20 protein-coding genes and 2 pseudogenes are annotated in these 16,882 nt (G+C 41.4%); 12 read left to right on the top strand and 10 right to left on the bottom strand.

The genetic code is table 11. The features are described from left to right. Nucleotides 1-403: 403 nt before the first annotated feature. The 4 genes and pseudogenes from NSTCB13_RS16880 to NSTCB13_RS16865 all read left to right on the top strand — a co-directional run. Nucleotides 404-766: pseudogene (locus tag NSTCB13_RS16880) on the top strand (ISL3 family transposase); the annotation flags it as partial. Between the two features lie 33 nt (nucleotides 767-799). Beyond that, nucleotides 800-1,588 (top strand): methyltransferase domain-containing protein, encoded by a 789-nt coding sequence (locus NSTCB13_RS16875; protein ID WP_448273079.1) that lies wholly within the window; start codon nucleotides 800-802, stop codon nucleotides 1,586-1,588. A 265-nt stretch (nucleotides 1,589-1,853) separates the two neighbouring features. Next, nucleotides 1,854-2,747, top strand: coding sequence for a 4-hydroxybenzoate solanesyltransferase (locus tag NSTCB13_RS16870; RefSeq protein WP_448273078.1), 894 nt, complete (start codon nucleotides 1,854-1,856; stop codon nucleotides 2,745-2,747). Nucleotides 2,748-2,931: 184 nt separating this feature from the next. Further along, a complete protein-coding gene (locus tag NSTCB13_RS16865) occupies nucleotides 2,932-3,786 on the top strand; it encodes an SDR family oxidoreductase (protein WP_448273077.1) in 855 nt (284 codons plus the stop codon). A gap of 468 nt (nucleotides 3,787-4,254) precedes the next feature. Here the strand turns inward: NSTCB13_RS16865 and NSTCB13_RS16860 are convergent, their stop codons facing one another. After that, nucleotides 4,255-5,694, bottom strand: a complete 1,440-nt coding sequence (locus tag NSTCB13_RS16860) for an alpha/beta hydrolase (RefSeq protein WP_448273076.1) — start codon at nucleotides 5,692-5,694, stop codon at nucleotides 4,255-4,257. A gap of 205 nt (nucleotides 5,695-5,899) precedes the next feature. Here NSTCB13_RS16860 and NSTCB13_RS16855 point away from each other — a divergent pair, with 205 nt between their 5' ends. Further along, on the top strand, nucleotides 5,900-6,334 hold the full coding sequence (locus tag NSTCB13_RS16855; RefSeq protein WP_448273075.1) for a hypothetical protein: 435 nt from the start codon (nucleotides 5,900-5,902) through the stop codon (nucleotides 6,332-6,334). Nucleotides 6,335-6,555: 221 nt separating this feature from the next. On the opposite strand, the gene NSTCB13_RS16850 is transcribed toward NSTCB13_RS16855, so the two are convergent. The 5 genes from NSTCB13_RS16850 to NSTCB13_RS16830 all read right to left on the bottom strand — a co-directional run bounded on the left by NSTCB13_RS16850 (nucleotide 6,556) and on the right by NSTCB13_RS16830 (nucleotide 10,452). Then, nucleotides 6,556-7,008: an Hsp20/alpha crystallin family protein gene (locus NSTCB13_RS16850; protein ID WP_445627562.1), complete on the bottom strand. Its 453-nt coding sequence runs from the start codon at nucleotides 7,006-7,008 to the stop codon at nucleotides 6,556-6,558. Nucleotides 7,009-7,290: 282 nt separating this feature from the next. After that, entirely contained in the window at nucleotides 7,291-7,620 is a 330-nt protein-coding gene (locus NSTCB13_RS16845) for a hypothetical protein (protein ID WP_448273074.1), read from the bottom strand. Nucleotides 7,621-7,645: 25 nt separating this feature from the next. Beyond that, nucleotides 7,646-7,798 carry a hypothetical protein gene (locus NSTCB13_RS16840; RefSeq protein WP_448273073.1) on the bottom strand — a complete coding sequence of 51 codons (153 nt, stop codon included), beginning with the start codon at nucleotides 7,796-7,798 and terminating at the stop codon, nucleotides 7,646-7,648. Nucleotides 7,799-8,056: 258 nt separating this feature from the next. Further along, nucleotides 8,057-9,430 carry a DUF2252 domain-containing protein gene (locus NSTCB13_RS16835; protein ID WP_445627564.1) on the bottom strand — a complete coding sequence of 458 codons (1,374 nt, stop codon included), beginning with the start codon at nucleotides 9,428-9,430 and terminating at the stop codon, nucleotides 8,057-8,059. A 344-nt stretch (nucleotides 9,431-9,774) separates the two neighbouring features. Continuing rightward, entirely contained in the window at nucleotides 9,775-10,452 is a 678-nt protein-coding gene (locus tag NSTCB13_RS16830) for a class I SAM-dependent methyltransferase (RefSeq protein WP_448273225.1), read from the bottom strand. Nucleotides 10,453-10,669: 217 nt separating this feature from the next. Here NSTCB13_RS16830 and NSTCB13_RS16825 point away from each other — a divergent pair, with 217 nt between their 5' ends. Both NSTCB13_RS16825 and NSTCB13_RS16820 read left to right on the top strand, forming a co-directional pair. Continuing rightward, the gene (locus NSTCB13_RS16825; protein ID WP_448273224.1) at nucleotides 10,670-11,602 is read left to right on the top strand and encodes a competence protein CoiA family protein; all 933 of its coding nucleotides are present in this window, start codon (nucleotides 10,670-10,672) and stop codon (nucleotides 11,600-11,602) included. A 66-nt stretch (nucleotides 11,603-11,668) separates the two neighbouring features. Beyond that, entirely contained in the window at nucleotides 11,669-12,103 is a 435-nt protein-coding gene (locus NSTCB13_RS16820) for a PIN domain-containing protein (RefSeq protein ID WP_448273071.1), read from the top strand. An 88-nt stretch (nucleotides 12,104-12,191) separates the two neighbouring features. Here the strand turns inward: NSTCB13_RS16820 and NSTCB13_RS16815 are convergent, their stop codons facing one another. Then, nucleotides 12,192-12,848: a hypothetical protein gene (locus NSTCB13_RS16815; RefSeq protein WP_448273070.1), complete on the bottom strand. Its 657-nt coding sequence runs from the start codon at nucleotides 12,846-12,848 to the stop codon at nucleotides 12,192-12,194. Nucleotides 12,849-12,918: 70 nt separating this feature from the next. Here NSTCB13_RS16815 and NSTCB13_RS16810 point away from each other — a divergent pair, with 70 nt between their 5' ends. From NSTCB13_RS16810 to NSTCB13_RS16800, 3 genes are all read left to right on the top strand, one after another. Continuing rightward, nucleotides 12,919-13,260, top strand: coding sequence for a hypothetical protein (locus NSTCB13_RS16810; protein ID WP_448273069.1), 342 nt, complete (start codon nucleotides 12,919-12,921; stop codon nucleotides 13,258-13,260). A gap of 143 nt (nucleotides 13,261-13,403) precedes the next feature. Next, the gene (locus NSTCB13_RS16805; protein ID WP_448273068.1) at nucleotides 13,404-13,553 is read left to right on the top strand and encodes a hypothetical protein; all 150 of its coding nucleotides are present in this window, start codon (nucleotides 13,404-13,406) and stop codon (nucleotides 13,551-13,553) included. 187 nt (nucleotides 13,554-13,740) lie between these two features. Continuing rightward, a complete protein-coding gene (locus NSTCB13_RS16800; protein ID WP_448273067.1) occupies nucleotides 13,741-13,938 on the top strand; it encodes a hypothetical protein in 198 nt (65 codons plus the stop codon). 456 nt (nucleotides 13,939-14,394) lie between these two features. Here NSTCB13_RS16800 and NSTCB13_RS16795 read toward each other — a convergent pair whose 3' ends face one another. Next, nucleotides 14,395-14,589 (bottom strand): hypothetical protein, encoded by a 195-nt coding sequence (locus NSTCB13_RS16795; protein WP_445627569.1) that lies wholly within the window; start codon nucleotides 14,587-14,589, stop codon nucleotides 14,395-14,397. Between the two features lie 201 nt (nucleotides 14,590-14,790). After that, a pseudogene (locus tag NSTCB13_RS16790) lies at nucleotides 14,791-15,259 on the bottom strand (AAC(3)-I family aminoglycoside N-acetyltransferase). 344 nt (nucleotides 15,260-15,603) lie between these two features. On the opposite strand from NSTCB13_RS16790, the gene NSTCB13_RS16785 reads away from it, so the two are divergent. Next, entirely contained in the window at nucleotides 15,604-15,753 is a 150-nt protein-coding gene (locus NSTCB13_RS16785; protein ID WP_448273066.1) for a hypothetical protein, read from the top strand. Between the two features lie 117 nt (nucleotides 15,754-15,870). Next, nucleotides 15,871-16,362 (top strand): peptide-methionine (S)-S-oxide reductase MsrA, encoded by a 492-nt coding sequence (gene msrA / locus NSTCB13_RS16780; RefSeq protein WP_448273065.1) that lies wholly within the window; start codon nucleotides 15,871-15,873, stop codon nucleotides 16,360-16,362. Between the two features lie 166 nt (nucleotides 16,363-16,528). On the opposite strand, the gene NSTCB13_RS16775 is transcribed toward msrA, so the two are convergent. Beyond that, nucleotides 16,529-16,873 (bottom strand): hypothetical protein, encoded by a 345-nt coding sequence (locus NSTCB13_RS16775; protein ID WP_445627573.1) that lies wholly within the window; start codon nucleotides 16,871-16,873, stop codon nucleotides 16,529-16,531. Nucleotides 16,874-16,882 lie beyond the last annotated feature (9 nt).

The following is a 16,882-nucleotide window of genomic DNA, read 5'->3' as shown; positions in this document are numbered from 1 at the left end:
TAATAAATCCAACGATATGATTAATAGTCAAGCAGGTAACATCCCGTAAGGGCGATGCCTTGTAATCAGAATTACACCCAGCCTATTGACAATAAACCTCGTCTACGTTAAAAACCGTAATTTTTGCTCATCTTCTTCAAAATGATTTTTCACCCACAAGCAATCACTAATTTGGGGTAAAGTTACGGAAGCTGTCACCAGGGGCAAGCTAGCCTGTAATTACTACGCTACAAACGTTTCAGCCTTTATGATGATTGGGGATAGCGATCGCTCACCATTGCTAAAAAGTTCCGATTTCAATTGGAGTCGGAACTAAGGAACGATTTTTATGTGCCTTTCAAACTTTTTTATTTTTATTTTCTGTGTGTACACAATGATTAGTTTAAATTCTCCAGTCTTCTTCAGCTTAAATGAAGAGCAAATAAATAAACTTTCTGAAGTCAAGAATGTATCTCCCGTCTTAAAAGAAATGCATGAATTAAAATAAAAATTTAGAAAGATTTTTAATAAGACAGATAATTGGTATCCGGGAGTTTTTAAACTCGGTATGTGGTTATCGAAAGCTAAAAAATGTTTTCCCAAGAGTAACAATACTATTATCCGTTGGTTTTATGAGATAATTGCTTACTTTGATAATAGGACAAATAGTGGTGCTGTGGAAGGCATTAATAACAAGAACAAGTTAATTAAACGTTCCGGTTATGGATTTAGAAACTTTGACAATTTCCGAGTTAGATGCTTATTGAATTGGCATTTTAACTATTAGTTAAGCATACTATGTACTGAAGAACCAAAAAAAATGATACATGATGACCGTTACACACTAGCCACTGGAAAAGTAGGCGCAAATCGATTGCAAATTCTTCACCAAATCCATAAGCCATATACAGAGTTTTTACTTGGGCGAGTTGGACTCAGTGAAGGAATGCATATAGCTGACATTGGTTGTGGTATTGGAAGTGTTTCCACTTGGTTAGGCGAGCAAGTTGGATTCAACGGTTCAGTTATTGGTGTAGATGTGAGTACAGAGCAGGTAGAACAGGCACGAGGAAATGCAGACGCACTTAACTTGAGCAATGTAAAATTTGTCTTGGGCAGCGCTTACAATACAGGATTACCTCATAACTCCTTTGACCTAGTTTACTGCCGCTTTTTGCTAATCCATCTGACGCGCCCTAAAGATGCACTGGAAGAAATGCTGGCACTACTCAAGCCGAGTGGGTTTTTAGTGTGTGAGGAAGCCGATTTTAGCACTGCTTTTTGTCAACCTGCTAACCCTAGCTACAACCGTTGTTTTGAGCTTTTCCTTAGACTAGGTAACACTCGTAGCCAGCATTTTTGTATGGGAAGCAAGCTTTACCAAATATTTCAAAAAGCTGGCTTGCGGACGCGAGAAATTTTTTTAGTGCAGCCTGTCGCAATTCACAAAGAAACTAAGCGTTTCATAGATTTGTCACTCAAAGAGGCGACTGATGCCTTAATTGAAACTGGAATAACAACACCAGAAGAGATTAAGCAAACTATAGAGCAAATAAGAGAGTTGGCAGAGGACGAAAAAACACTGTTTGGCATCCCTCGTGTGACATAAATCTGGGCGCAAAAATAACTATGCAGTTTATTGAGGCTTTACAGAATTATTCGATTGTGAAGAGAAAATCAATTCTCTAAAGAACAACTGAAAGCAGATCGTAGTTGATTAACCTTTGAAATGCGATAGATTTGCTGTTTATCATTCTCAGACAGGATAATTAATACCAATTGGTAATTCGTAATTCAGAAATTAAGATTTAATCTGTAGGCAAGCTCAAGATGAACTTGGCACTAGTAACTACAAATGCAGTGGGAGCAAACTTATGCTTACTCAATCAGAATCTCAAAGAAAAAAAGAGCCTTTTTGGCATAAAATTGTTCGACTTCTAAGATGGGAAAAGCCCACTGGACGGTTAATTTTAATAATTCCAGCTCTTTGGGGTACTGTTTTATCAGCAAAGGGGATGCCATCAATACAACTTGTTAACCTAATCATTTTTTTTGCTTTAGCTACCAGTGCTACAACTTGCGTAATCAACGACTTATGCGATCGAGATATTGATGCACAAGTGGAAAGAACGCGTGAGCGTCCCTTAGCTTCTGGGGCGCTTTCTATCTCTGTCGGGATCGCGGTTGCTCTAATTTCTGTGGGCTTGAATGGAATGCTGGCTTTTGCTTTAAAACCCCTCTCGTTCTGGTTATGGGTTGGAACACTTCCGGTAATTATTTTATACCCATTGTCTAAACGGGTATTTCCAGTTCCCCAGTTATTACTGGCAATAATTTGGGGCTTTGTAGTTTTGACTAGCTGGACTGCGGTGAATGAGCAGATAGAGTTTACTACCTGGTTGCTGTGTAGTTCAACTGCACTGTGGGCTGTGGGATTCGACACTATTTACGCTATGTCTGACCGCAAGGATGATCGACGGATTGGCGTTAAGTCCAGTGCTCTGTTTTTTGGTAAATATGCTCCTGTTGCTGTTATGGTTTGCTATGCAACTAGTGCCTTACTATTGGGTTTGCTAGGCTTTTATATGCAATTGCAACTGAGTTTCTGGATTAGTTTGATAATTGCAACTACTGCTTGGATTTGGCAGTTTATACAACTGCTTGACTCCGAACTTCCAAATACTGCCTACAATCAAATGTTCAGTCAAAATGTCTGGATTAGCTCTGTATTGCTTTTTGGGATGATTTTCGGGTTTTTAAAATTATAAATTTTCCTCTCTTCTTAAGCTGCGCCAACGAGACACTACTCGCGTTCGCTTGAATTTTAGCTAAACCACAATTCATCTCATCACCTCCCTTGCGCGTAGGTGAGAGGCTTCTTGCGGTTTAGCTAAAGTTAGAAATAGGTTGAAAAAATGCGCCTCTTAATTAAACCAAATCGGCAAACAAGGAATGTTGAAAATTTTAGTGACGGGTGCGACTGGGAATGTCGGCTGTGAGGTTATTCGCTTGCTACTATTCCACGATTGTCATGTCTGTGCCGCACTCAGAAATCCCGACAAAGCTCAACAAATATTAGGCAGCAATATTCATTGTGTCTGGTTCGATTTTATTAACCCCGAAACGTGGGCAAGCGCTTTTGAAGGAGTCAACAAACTTTTTTTAGTACGTCCGCCTGCACTTGCCAATGTGAAGAGGCAAATTGCCCCGGCGCTGAATGCGGCAAAAGAAGCAGGTGTTGAGCATATCGTTTTTGTTTCACTTTTAGGAGCCGAGCGCAACCGAGTTGTACCGCACGCCAAGATTGAGCGCTACATCGAGCAATTGGGCATTCCTGCCACGTTTTTACGCGCTAGCTTTTTTATGCAAAATCTTAACACCGTACACCGAGAGGATATCAAAACCCGTGGCGAATTGTTTATGCCAGCAGGGAATGGTAAAACCAGTTTTATTGATGTGCGTGATATTGCTGCTGTTGCGGTACGTGCTTTGCTTGAAGATGGGCATTTGGGAAAAGCTTATGCGCTCACAGGTAGGGAAGCCTTGACTTACTATGAAGTAGCAGAAATTTTTACAGAAGTTTTGGGCAAACCAATTCGCTATACTAATCCCTCATTACTGAAGTTTATTTGGCAAATGTGCGATCGCGGGCTGTCGTTGGGCTTCATTTTGGTAATGGCAGCAATTTATACAACCGCTCGTTTAGGATTGGTAGGTGGCATTACACCAGATGTAGAACAATTACTCGGTCGTCCGCCACTGACGATGCGGCAATATGTTGAGAATTATCGAAAGTTTTGGTTGTGAGAATATAGAGCGATCGCTCTTTATCGGTGTCACTTTTTACCAATCAAATCCCGCTTCACAGCAAGAGCATATCACCCGCCGCAAATACTTCCCTCGTATCTTCTGCATTAAGCGATTGCCCCCCAGTCCCTCTAAGAAAATGCCCTACCCAAACGGTTGCCCCCAGCGCTCCCAATTTTCTTTGTTGAATGGACTACGCCATTTCAAAATCAAGTTCAATTCCAACTCTTGCTGTACGCGTCGGTCTATGGGTGCATCCCACCAAACGGCAATACCTATACTTCTTTCTAATTCATAACGCTGGTGTAGTGAATGGTAGCTATCTAGGTAGTGTTTTGCTTGACCTCACCAAATCGCGTTGCTCCCAGCTTTAAATGGCTTTCAGCGATTGGGTTCGCCCAGAATGACTAAACAGGGTTAAACAGAAGAAGCAGGGAATGTTCGAGTAGAAATAGAAAAATGAAAAATTTAACTTGATAATGGAAAGGCAGATGCTAATACCCAACCAAAAAATAAACTACTACCAATAGCATAACCCCACGGATTATTCAGCAACCCAGAGCAAAATGAAAAAATCGCTATAAATACAGGAAATAATGGCAATAAAAGATAAATAAAACTTAGTTGTGGCAGAAAATAAAGCACTAGAATAAAACCAGCAATTAAGACTGTGCTTTGTCCTAGCCACCACAAAGTTCGTTGACCAAAATTCAGATTTTGCTGTGCCACTCCAGAAGCTAAAAACCAAGGGAAACAAGCAACTGCCAGGATAGGAAAAATTTGCAAACGTGGCCCAACTAACCACCACTGTAACCATACTACCTGTGCCATAGCCCCGAAACCAATCGACAATATGACAAACAAGGTTATGCCAATTACTAAAGCTCTGGCTGATGGCAGTTGTAGTGGGGTCATAGGAATCAGCCAACTTAAACCTGCTACTCCAAACCAAATACTAACTGCTCCACCTACTAATACTCCACCCAAGCCATGAATATCGCCTACTTGATTGATTGACATGAGTGTACCAGTAGCGACAAAAGGTGCTACTAATAAACCAATCCAGCTTTTTAACTGTCCTGTTTTGTGAGTAATAGAAGAATCAGCCAAAACAGGGGCGATCGCTGCAAGTAGAGTTAACCATGCCAGCAAGTGCAAAAGATACCACAGCATTCGGTAATCAACATAGTTACTCTGATTGTTTATCCCGAAGGTGCTATTAAGCCAATCTCTAGCAGCCTGATGACTCAAATGGCGAAACAAAATTGTAATATGTTCGGCATTGGGGATAATAACAAGCTTTCTTGCAATACCTTGAGTAAAATTGTGATTTTCTCCACCACCAGCCTGTAGTAACCGCTTTGCATTGGCAACAAATCTATTTTCCCAACTTCCCGCTTGTAATAAGAGGTTTCGGGGTACATTTGCTGTAATTGATGCGCCTGTAGGTGAGACTGCTACAGTTGCAGCATAGCGCGAAGCCGGATTGATAGCGGCAGACATTACAGCACCACTACCCATTGAGTGTCCTAATGTGGCCAAACGTGATTTATCTACCTCTGGTTGTTCTACAAGTACTGTATATGCAAGATTTAAATTCTGCTGAAGTGAGTTTTTTTCTAGTGGTTTGGTGTTAGCAGCATGGCTATCAAAATCCCACAGGATGGTAGCATAACCTGCATGAGCCAAAGTGTAAGCATAACCAAGCATTAATTGTTTAGAGCCTGCATAACCATGTGCAATTAAAACACCAGGAACATTTTGAGCGTTCTTTGGCGCGATATATAATAAGGGCATCTGTTGATGTTCTATCTGGCGTACTACAAGAGAAGTTTGCCCCAATCGCACACCCCACCATGAAAGAGCAATTAATACTATAAAACTCGAAAGAGTTGGTGGATTAAGCACCCTGCTTGAACTTCGTAAAAGTCCAGGACGACCAAAAACCATTTCCCTGGAGGTGCGATCGCACATTAAAGAAGAACTAAAAGACTCACAAGGATTTCAAAGCTATGAGGAAGTGCGTAGATGTTAACAGAAGTTGCGATCGCAACTATTGAATTACCGATTTTCCTCAACTGAGGCGCTTAGTGACTTTAGTCATGTTTAAGTGATGACATTTGCTAGATATCTTTTCTTGATTATGCAGAATATATTGGCAATATACAAGTTAAGTAAAACAAGGATTAAAGGATATATGAACCGCTTAAAATCTATTCTTCTTGGTGGTTTATTAGCTTCTGTTTCAATTGCTGCTCTTTCAGCTCATGCTAATGCTTCTGTTGTAACTTTTCGCAATGAACATTTAAATACTAATACTATTGCTTTTAATAACACTAAACTAATTCGTGAGCGTCAACTGCATGAACAGCAGGTTCGTGAACAAAAGGCTCGTGAATTACGTGAACGCCAAGCTCGTGAACAAAAAGCTCGTGAATTGCGTGAGCGTCAAGCTCGTGAACAAAAAGCTCGTGAATTGCGTGAGCGCCAAGCTCGTGAACAAAAAGCTCGTGAATTGCGTGAGCGCCAAGCTCGTCTTCATCACTAAAATTTGAATTTTTACTCGTTCTGCGGTAAGCCAAGCTATGCCGTAGGCTTATCGCCCCACCCAATCCAGCGAACGCGAGTAGCGTCTCGTAAAGTAGAGAGGAAATCCAAGCGACATCAATCGTCGTAGACATCGTATACAAAAAAGCCCAGTCATCTCATAACTGGGCTTTTAGCTATCTCAATCAATTATTGGAGGTAGAATAGTTTTCTCACAACCAATTAGGCAGCAGGAAGTTCAAGATTAACCTTGACAACTTTGTTCTTTTCTTGCTCAGTTTTAGGCAGTGTCAGATTCAAAATGCCGTCTTTATAATCTGCGGTGACATTGGTATTTTGAATTCGAGCAGATAGAGGAATTACACGTTGGAATTTACCGTAGTAAAATTCACTTCTTGTAGTGCCATTGTTTTCAGTTTTAGTTTGGGACTTGCGCTCACCGCTAATGTGAACAGCATCTTGGGTGACTTGAATATCTAGGTCTTTAGCCTCTAGTCCTGGTAGTTCTAGCAATAGAAGAATCGCATCATCAGTTTCGTGCAACTCAGCCGCCGGAACTTTGATAAAATCTCTATCAAGCCGTGCAGATGGGACTTTGGTATCTCCCAATAAACCGTTGATGTGACGTTCAAAAGCGTTCAATTCTTGCCAAGGATTGTAACGAACTAGTGCCATAACTCTTTCTCGCATTAATTAGCTCTGTTTAATCGTTTTTGCACTTGTTTTTGTGCTTATGTATTCATAATAAGTATGCTTAAAACTCATGTAAATTCGGTTATCCTCACCTAATTAAATGATGATTACCGCACTAAATTAAACAGAAGAAAAGATTACGGTTTCCTTTCATTTATGAGTACGGTAAACCAGAATAATAACTATCAATATCACTAAAAATTAACTAATTAATCTGCTGTTAAAGGGCATGGTGCAGTTAGAGAATTACTTACTTTTTCATAACTAACTAAATGGTTGTTCCCATCGTTCCCAATTCTCTTTGTTAAACGGCGATCGCCACTTCAAAATTAAACTCAATTCCAATTCTTGCCGGGGTTTTCTCTCAACCGAGGCATCCCACCAAAACGCAGCATTGACTGCTGTTTGCAACTTATAGCGATAATGTAAATCCTGGTAGCTAGCGATATAGTCTTTGCAGCCATGTATACCCTTCCACCGCTTGTTACTCCGGCAGGTTTCCCCCACATACAGCACAAGAGAAGCAGCCGAATCAATGATGAAATAGAGACACGCATCGCCGGGGCTGTCTGCTGGCATCCTCCAAAATGACATTGACACCACCCGCAGCAAGAGCGGATCAATTTGGTCTGGGGTCGTAGTGCTTTGGTGCAATGTCGAATAACGTCGCCTGGTGTGGTGGCTGACTTTCCCTCACCCGTTGTTGATAGTTAAAAATCTGAGACTTCCACTTCAGCAGGGCATCAGCACTCATCACCAATGTCTCTGTCAAAAGTGCTGGTGTGGGTTTTAGTCTGGAAATAGGTTTAGCTGATTGGGTTCCAAGGTATTACTGGGAGTTACAAACCAGTAGATTATCCCCCAGAACTGAATCAAGTAAAGCTGTTAACGGGTTTAGGGGAGCGATCGCCCCACCAAATTCAAGCGTTCACGTAGTGTCTCGCAGAGAGGAAACTAAGCGATGCCTCCTGCGATCGCACTCCTGTAATTACTATCACCCATATTCAACAATTGCAATCAACAGTTCTGTTTAGTAGAGTGTCACCCCACTGTTGTAAGCGTTCACAAAACTGGTGTAGTCGTACTCGACTTGAGTTGCATAGTCTAGAGCAAAGTTAACAATCTCATCTTTGAATACAGCCTTGTTACCGCTGGTGATATCAGTCACTTGCTTGTCAACGCTTTCTGAAACAATGCTAGCATCGTAATCTTGATCGGAGATAGCATGGTTCTTAGCAACAACCTTACCTGCATATCCCATCGCATCCATGAATTTTGATTTAGTGGTTAGTAAGGTATAGTCAAAGTCCACCTGGTAAGGGGATTTTTCATGCAGCATAAAGGGGATACCACTGACCGTAGTGTAGCCAACCAACGGGTCAGTATTAGAGAGCATCGCTTTGGTGGCGATTGTCACCCTCGCCCCTTGATGATTTCCATAGACTGAACTTGGTAGTAAACCTGGAACTGCGATCGCTACGGCGCTGGTGCTTTCCTGCTTCATCTCCAAAATGCGATCGTCGTCGGTTGCTGAACTTGGGCCCTCAATCAGCAAGTAATACCGATACTTACCAAGACTACCAGTACCGGAACCTAATTTGAGACGAATATCTTTTATGGTGTAGTAACTATTGCTGTAACGCTTACTGCTAGAAATTGAAGCGATGTAGCTGCTCATAGCCCCAGTAATATCTGAGTAGGTGCTGCTGGATACAGGCTGGAGTTCAGAGGTTGTCTGAAAAACTCGATTGCTACTACTATTTAGCAGCGTGTACTTATTTAGCAAACTAGAGCGGCTCTTGGCTGCTGCCTCTTGAATTAAATCCTTGACTACACCATTGGTATTGCTCTGTTGCAAACGGTATGATAGCTCGTCGTTAGTCCCCTTAAAGTCGCTCATTTTGTTGAGATAAGCATCCAGGAAATTTCGGACAATATCTTGAGCATCACTGGAGCTTAGGCCGTTCTCTTTGGCTGCTAGGATAATCGAGACTGCCATACGTCGCAAATCCCAAACGTAGGGGCCAAGATAGCCTTCATCAAAGTCAGTGGTATCAAAAACGTTGTTATCGTTGCCATCTCTCATTCCCCCAAGATTTTGCAGATGCATATCTCCTTCTAACCAAATGGCATCAGTAGAAGAATTCACAAATGCTGAACTCGGTAATGTTTGCATATCGCGGTAGAAGATGTGAGCCGTTCCCCGATAAAAAGCAAAGGGGCTAGCTGCCATCTTTTGCATCTTCGTTGCCAGTTCTTGCGGTAACTGTGATGCAAAGGGATGGTTGTATTGGTAAATTTCATTTTCCACCCAAGTTGAACGGGGAGTTGCAGCAACAGATGTAGATGCAAACCCCAAAGTTAAAATAAAGAGGGTGAAAATTCCAGATATCTGTTTGAGCATGAAAGTCTCTTAGGCGGTAAAGCGGTAAAGAAATTAACTCTTGCAGGACTCTTGTGTAGACACAACCATCCAACAACAATTCTTTTACCACCTTGAGTCAGAACTTATAAAGTGATTTAAAGCACAATGTAACAACTATTCATAGCCAGCAAAAAAGATTGCTCTCAAGAATTTTACGCTGCCCTCAATCAAGCGAACGCGAGTAGCGTCTCGTAGAGAGGAAAATAGAGCGTTGGCGAAGCCTACGGCGGGCATCGCCAACACCTTCACTTTCCTTTTTTTCCTCTAAGAAATTTTGGGGTATCCATTAATACAAACGGTTAGCGCTCAGATATATCAAAGAATTATGGTCTTTGATATTCAATCCGCACTTGCTTAATGTCAGTTTGCTCAGATTCTAAAAACACGAGTTTTTCTACTTGCTGTAATCCCAAATTATCAAACTGTTTGAGTTCCGAGTCTGATAATGACCAAGGTGGGCCAGAAGGTTCAGCTTCTGTATCTCGAACACGAGTAATCAGCAAAAGTGTGCCACTAGGAGCAACAAGCGAAGCAACTGAGGAGATAACCAAAGAACGCACATTTAACGGCAAAGCTTGAATATTACGACATTCAAAAACAAAGTCAAAAGCTTGATGCCATTGTGAGGGAATTGCTAACAAATCTGCAACTATATAGTTGACAGCCGAATTGGGAAATCGCTCTTGACACCAAGCGATCGCCGTAGGAGAAATATCAAAAGCTGTTACCTCAAATCCTAGATTTGCTAAAGCTTCAGCATCATCTCCCAAACCACAACCAATAGCTAGCGCCTTTTGCCCAGAAGCGAACGGTTGATGATCCGTCAACCAATCTTGCAGATAAGGGTGAGGAGCTAACTTTGCCCAAGGAATTTTTGCTGTATCACCTTTAGCTTCGGTATATAACACTTCAAACCATGCCGATGGTTCTGATTTTTGTACAGCTTCAGTAGCTAACTGTTTAACATAAAATCGTAAATCTTCAGGTTGCTGTTCAAACATAAAAACTGACATCATTAACAATTGTGCAAAATTTCTGAATCCCCTAAGTATTGTAGATGAAGAAAAGCGATACTTACGGTTCAAGATGCCTACGCTTCACTCTCTTACACTTAGATTCTTCAAATCAACATTACACTAATCCAGAAGATAGATACATTTTTAAAAAGTTGAAGCACACTGGTAAGAGCAAATTCAACTTCTAAATCATGGTGTGGCAATGTGGCTAAAATATGGTGTAAATGAAGAAGGTATCTTGATATGTATTGAAGATATCAAAAGAGGAAAGACTTCACTTAAGTGTCCTTACTGTAATAGTGGTCTGACGGCTAAAAAAGGAAAGGTAAAAGAGCATCATTTTGCTCATCAGGGAGAAACTTGTCGCCCCATAGCTAAACGAGAATTCCCTACTCTGCCACTCTATGACAATTTCAACATTCAGCTATCTGGCAAAGATTTAGCACAGCTAAAACTAGTTTGGCAGGAGTACGGAGCTAAAAATTACCCTATTAGTTCCTACTTAGTTACTCCCAGTTTACTCAAAGCAGGAATGTTGAGAAAAAATGTTTACATGAAACCACCTGCGTATGAATTTAGTGATTTGGGTAAAATTCCCGTTGGAGCGCTAGAGTTAACGCTATTCAACGATGCACAGGAGCCGCTATTACTTAAAAAGCTACTGAAACTGGAGCTAGCTTTGAAACACGCCGAGTACAAAAACGCTCCAGATTTAGCATATCGGCTCACTGATTTAAAACTCTACCGCGCTCAACTTCAACGTATTCTATCCTGTACGCTATATTTTTTAGAGATTGAAACTAATATTGAAATTATCTACAAAATAGGAGTAACCCAAAGACCTGTTATCAAGCGAGTAGCAGAAGTAAAAATTGATTTACTTGCTCATTATTCGAGTGCTGCTATTAAAGTATTAGGAACTTGGGAGCATAGAGGTAATGTTGAACTGTATTTCAAACACCGCTATCAGGGCTTTAATTATCCCATCGGCAGTTTAACTGAGTACTATAAATTTAATACTGAGGAATTCAAAATGGTGCTACATGATTTACAACAAATGCTACCCAAAATACTTTCTCAAGTGCAAATAGATATTCTTGAGGAGAATACTAACTGGGAGCAAGTTGCTGTGTAGTATTTCACGCGATCGCGGAATGCAGAATAAAGGTTAAATGCCTCAAAGCATTGCTCTATCTTGGTTATGGAAAATAGCCAGATTTTCAAATCACCTGCAGAATGTGGGTTAGATACCAATGCTTGTATTATTTTTCTGAATCGTCCTATGTCTGCTGTGAGGCAGAGGTTAGAATCGCTATCACCAGCAGATATTGTTGTTTGTTCGATAGTGAAAGCCGAACTGTTTTATGGTGCAATGCGAAGTAACAATCCTGCACGCACCCTAGCATTACAAGAAGCATTCTTAAATAATTTTGTATCTTTGCCTTTTGATGATCGGGCGGCTCGGATTTTTGGCGCAATTCGGGCAGACTTAGGGAAGGTTGGTACACCAATTGGGCCAAATGAATTGCAAATTGCGGCAATTGCTCTAGTGAATAACTTAACATTAGTTACGCATAACACAAGAGAATTCAGTCGTGTTAATGGGCTGGTGATTGAAGATTGGGAACTTGAGTAATGACATGTTTTGTCTGTTTAAAGCCTTAGCAAATCCCGAACTTAGAGGAAAAGGCCGGGGAAGAGGTGATTGTCAGTGCAGTGAAAGTTTATCTATCCAATTGAGGTGGCTGCTCAAAAGGGAATAGAGTAGGAGGCTGTTTCACATCTGAATCACTATTAATATCTTCATCATCATCTTCTTTACTTGGTCGCTGAGGTTCTTGCTGAACAGTATCTGCCTTCTTCTGTGCGACACTTGCTGCTTTTTGGGCGTTTATCAGTGCCTGCCCCACAGCCGCAGCCACAGCTGGATCTTGGGCTTGCGGATCGTAGGTTTCTAGAATAAGCGATCGCAGATCAATTGTCTTCTCCAGTGCAAGTTTGACCTGCTTGTTCAATACTTTAGTTGCCTGCTGGGTCATCGTATTCCCCCACTGTTGAGAAGGGCGCTGTTCAACCGTGTTTTCCAAATCCTGAATGCGCTGTCTAAGCTGCTGATTCTCAGTTTCTAACTGCCGTAGCGATTCCATCTCGTCTAAGCGTTGCTGCAACTGAATATTCTGCTCCTTCTGTTGCTTGTACAGGTTTTGGAGGGATTGGATTTGCTCTTGTACCTGCGCTTCGGCTCTAGCTGATGCTTCTGTTAACAAGCCAACCTTCAACTCTTGCTCCAAGCGCTCTAACTCGTGCCTATGCTGTTCTTTAATTTGAGCGATCGCTTCCGTAACCCAAGACCCTCTGACCAGCAGAGATCGCCGTATCATTGGCGAGATTATCGAAGTTGAACCCGAAACAGTCCGCACTATCTGGATAGAAGGCGGGATTACAGTATGGGTGCAGTTCTTCGATGGCGGACGGCTACCCTTTGATCGCAACTGGTTCGCCAAAAGAGTCCAAGAGGTCAAAGCGACTCTACCAGAAACACCTCTGGAACGCAACGAACACCTCAGCGATGAACTGGAAACAGCTTGTACTGCTTTCGGTCTGTACCACGGGGAAATTGATTGGTTATCATTCAGCACCAAACTCTACCAAGACGGGCACTTTGTCGGCTTCATCGGGTGCAATCACCAAGGTTGGTATGCAAGACCGAGACAGTACGGGGTGAATCGGGTTGCTGGCAGTGCAAAAGATGTGATTGCGTCGTTGGGAGTCCGAACGGCAGTAGCGGCGTAATTGCTGGAAGTGAGAAAGGGCGATTGCTCCCCCAAGACAAGAGCAATCGTCTCCAAAGTGTAATCGCTTAAGAGAAAACTATCATTGCATAAAGCACAGCAAGTAACATCACGCTTCAAGTGGATGACTGCCAAGAGAATTTTATGTTACCTCTAGCAGATGCGATACAGAGGTGTAAGAAATTCCTTGTTCTTGAAGTGAGAAAAGCGATCGCAGTTCTAGAGTTATGCAATCGCGTCTACAACGAAATTAGACAAACGAAATTATCATGGCACACCAATGCCAGAAACTAGCGATTTGGTAGCAGCTTAAAAAATAGGTGGGCAGGAAAACCCACCTCAAGGCAAGGAGCAAAACTAAATTATCAGTTTATCCGAATAGAACAACACAACTCATTGGATAAAGCAATGCAAACAATAGAAATACTGAAAACTTTCAACTCGTGCTACGCAAAGATTCAGGCGATCGCAGTTAACCTCTGTGGCATTGGTTCATCCCGATCGCGTCCCAGCTTACAATGCCATGATTGCCACTCAACTCATCCCCAGCGATCGCAAGATTACCTCAACCCAAGTAATGGAGATTGCTGCACAATCACCAGTCGGTCGAGCAGTTTATTACGGCGGCATCAATGAATGGATACCAATAGCCTCTGTTAAAGAATTTCTCTGGCTATGACCGGGATACCAAAAACTTTATTGACTCTGCACCAAGTAATAAGCAAACCTCTCAAGCTGAAACTAAGGAGTCAGGCACACCAACAACCCAAGCTCAACTCTTATTGGCACTTTTGGAAAAAACGAAAGCCAATTCAATTGATGAGTTTATCCAAACCGAGTTGAAATTAGACGGAGTTCCACCAGATTTAATCCGCTTAGGAATCGAAATATTACTCCAAAATTCTCATATAAAGTACAAATTCGACAGTTGGAATAGTAATCAAAATTAAAATTTGGAGAAAATATGCAATCAGTTCTTAACTTTTCATCATCACTGCGGCATACCTTGCTTGCTTGTCGGTGCGCCCTGCTTGCTCTGGTAAAGATGTTTTTGCCAGCCACGCTATTCGTTCCAGAAGGAAATGGTGAAAACAAATGATTGGAAGCGATCGTTGACGTGTTTTGGGCTGAGTGGTTAGGGGCGATCGGAGGCGATATCAAGATAACCAGTCAATGCAGCAGATTGACCCATCTCCCTTGTGCTAAATTCAATATCATCTGCAACCACTGATTTTGGTTGCCCCAACTGTAATGCATCCTTAGTTCGAGCAGATGAATCGGAGGATGATTTTGATTTTGATGACCAAGTTAGCCGACCAATAGCTTGCATCGGTTGCACTAACTATCATGGAGTTGAGTATGGGGACAACGTGCTAGTCTGCGGAATACACCCGAATGGATGGGATAGCGAGAATTGCCCAGATTATCATTCATAAGATTGCTCCTGATCTAGGACTCATGTGATACTTAAGATTGTAAAAAATTGACCTGCTCTCTAGCCCTTCTCGAAAAGCCACTACTCAGATAGGCATTAGGCATTGTTATTGCCACCATTAACTAGTATGTCGAAATGCAACACGTCTTCGCGATCGCCTAGCTTTGTATAAAGTTTAATGGCTGGCTCGTCACCGATATCTGCCTGGACGAAAATGACATAAGCTCCACATGCTGCTGCTACTTCCTTCAGTTTGTGAATTAATGCCGTTGCGATCCCCTGCCGTCGGTGTGCAGCGGCAACAGCTAGATCGTAGATGTAAATCTCACTGCGCTCCTGCTCGAACTTTTTAAGCTCGTATGCAGTAAGACCGCCAACGACCCTCACCTTCTTTCAATGCAGCGATCGCAATGAAGTAGTCACTATCGAGCAGTTGCCGCAGATAGTCTGCACTAGGTGGATTTGCATAGGTCTCTACCCGATCGAACGCCTCACCAAAGGTCGCTAATAGAGCTTCCATTAATGCAACGTCCTCTGGCACGATCTGTTGAATGCTTAAGCTCATTAGTATTTCCTAAGCTATATTCCTACTGAACGGCTAAATCCTGCTCGTTCATACAATAACTGAATTCTGGCTCCTGACTCCTGAATTCTGTTTTGATAAACCAATTATGACCCTTGGTGGAAAGCAGAAGTGGTAACGCTTTATCAACCAGGACTTTGAACGGATAGCTTAACGTGTATAAAAACAACAGGAACAGTAAATAATAATCATGCCTTAGAATCTAAAGCAATTATCCCAGTAATGCAAATCCAAAAGTCTACTTTTCTTATTTCAGTAAATTTACTGCAACAGTATTTCTCTAGAAAGGTACATAAAAGTAGAAGTTAACTTTCAGGAAAATTACGATGAATTTTACAGAATCTATCAAAAATGAGCTAATTTCTTCAGGTATAATTGACCAAACTTTAAAGGTAGGAGATATTATTCCTAATTTCATTCTACTTAATGCTTTCGGTCAAGCAGTAGAATTTTATATCATACTCGTATCAGGATAATCTGTAATTCTAATAATTAAAATAAGTCAGGCAGAATTTATAAAATATTTACTTATAAAGTATCTGTTTGATTTGATGAGTTTCATTTAAAATTATTACAAAAGAGTTGTCAAAGATATGCAAAATACTAATCTACAAAAAGCGACATTTGGAGCAGGCTGTTTCTGGGGAGTTGAAGCAGCATTTCGTCAAGTAAAGGGAGTAACTTCTACAGCAGTTGGTTACAGTGGCGGACACTTTGAGAATCCAACCTACGAAGATGTCTGTAGAGGCAAAACTGGACACGCTGAAGCAGTGGAAGTGGAATACAATCCAGCAATAGTATCTTATGATCAACTGCTAAATGTGTTTTGGAATAAGCACAATCCCACAGCATCAAACCATCAGGAGCTAGATGTTGGTTCTCAATATCGGTCTGTGATATTTTTCCACACACCAGAGCAGGAATTATTAGCAAGAGCCTCCAAGGAGCAGCTTGAAAATAGTTCTCGTTATCACAAAAATCCAATTGTGACGGAGATTGTACCTGCATCACAATTCTATAGAGCAGAAGAGTATCATCAGCAATATCGGAAGAAGCATGGACGAGCATCTTACAGGATAGGCTAATCTTTCACCGGATTGAGGGGATGTTGAGAGTCGAATGCTGCAAATCCCCTTACTTGCTATACATATCAGGAAACTTTGCTTGAAGTTTAGCCCAACGCGGCAAGTCATTCACTATCATATAGCGCTCGTTTATACACGGATGTGCTATCAACTGAAGCGCTTTTAATTATCTAATTCGCTGCCATAAAACACTGATAAATAACACTGCAAATACTGAATGTACAATGATTATAAGTGTATTAATCATGCTGCTAAGAAAACTGTAAATTTGGGCGATCGCTACCAGACTATGAAAAATAGACAAAGCGATTAATCCCGGTTTTAGTTCTTTTTTATCAGTCAAATCGAGCATTAAAAAACTCAAAGTCCCCAAAGACAAAGCACCGCATCCAATTACCCGCAGTAAAGAAATAGACAGTTGGCTATCCAGGGTAAGCAAAGTTGGAAACAAGAAAAATACGCAACCAATTCCTATTTCAAAAATAGTATTGGCTATTAATAGCATTCGCATTTAGGAAAA

It is taken from the genome of Nostoc sp. DSM 114160, from assembly GCF_053470305.1.
This window is presented reverse-complemented; position numbering and strand designations above follow the sequence as displayed.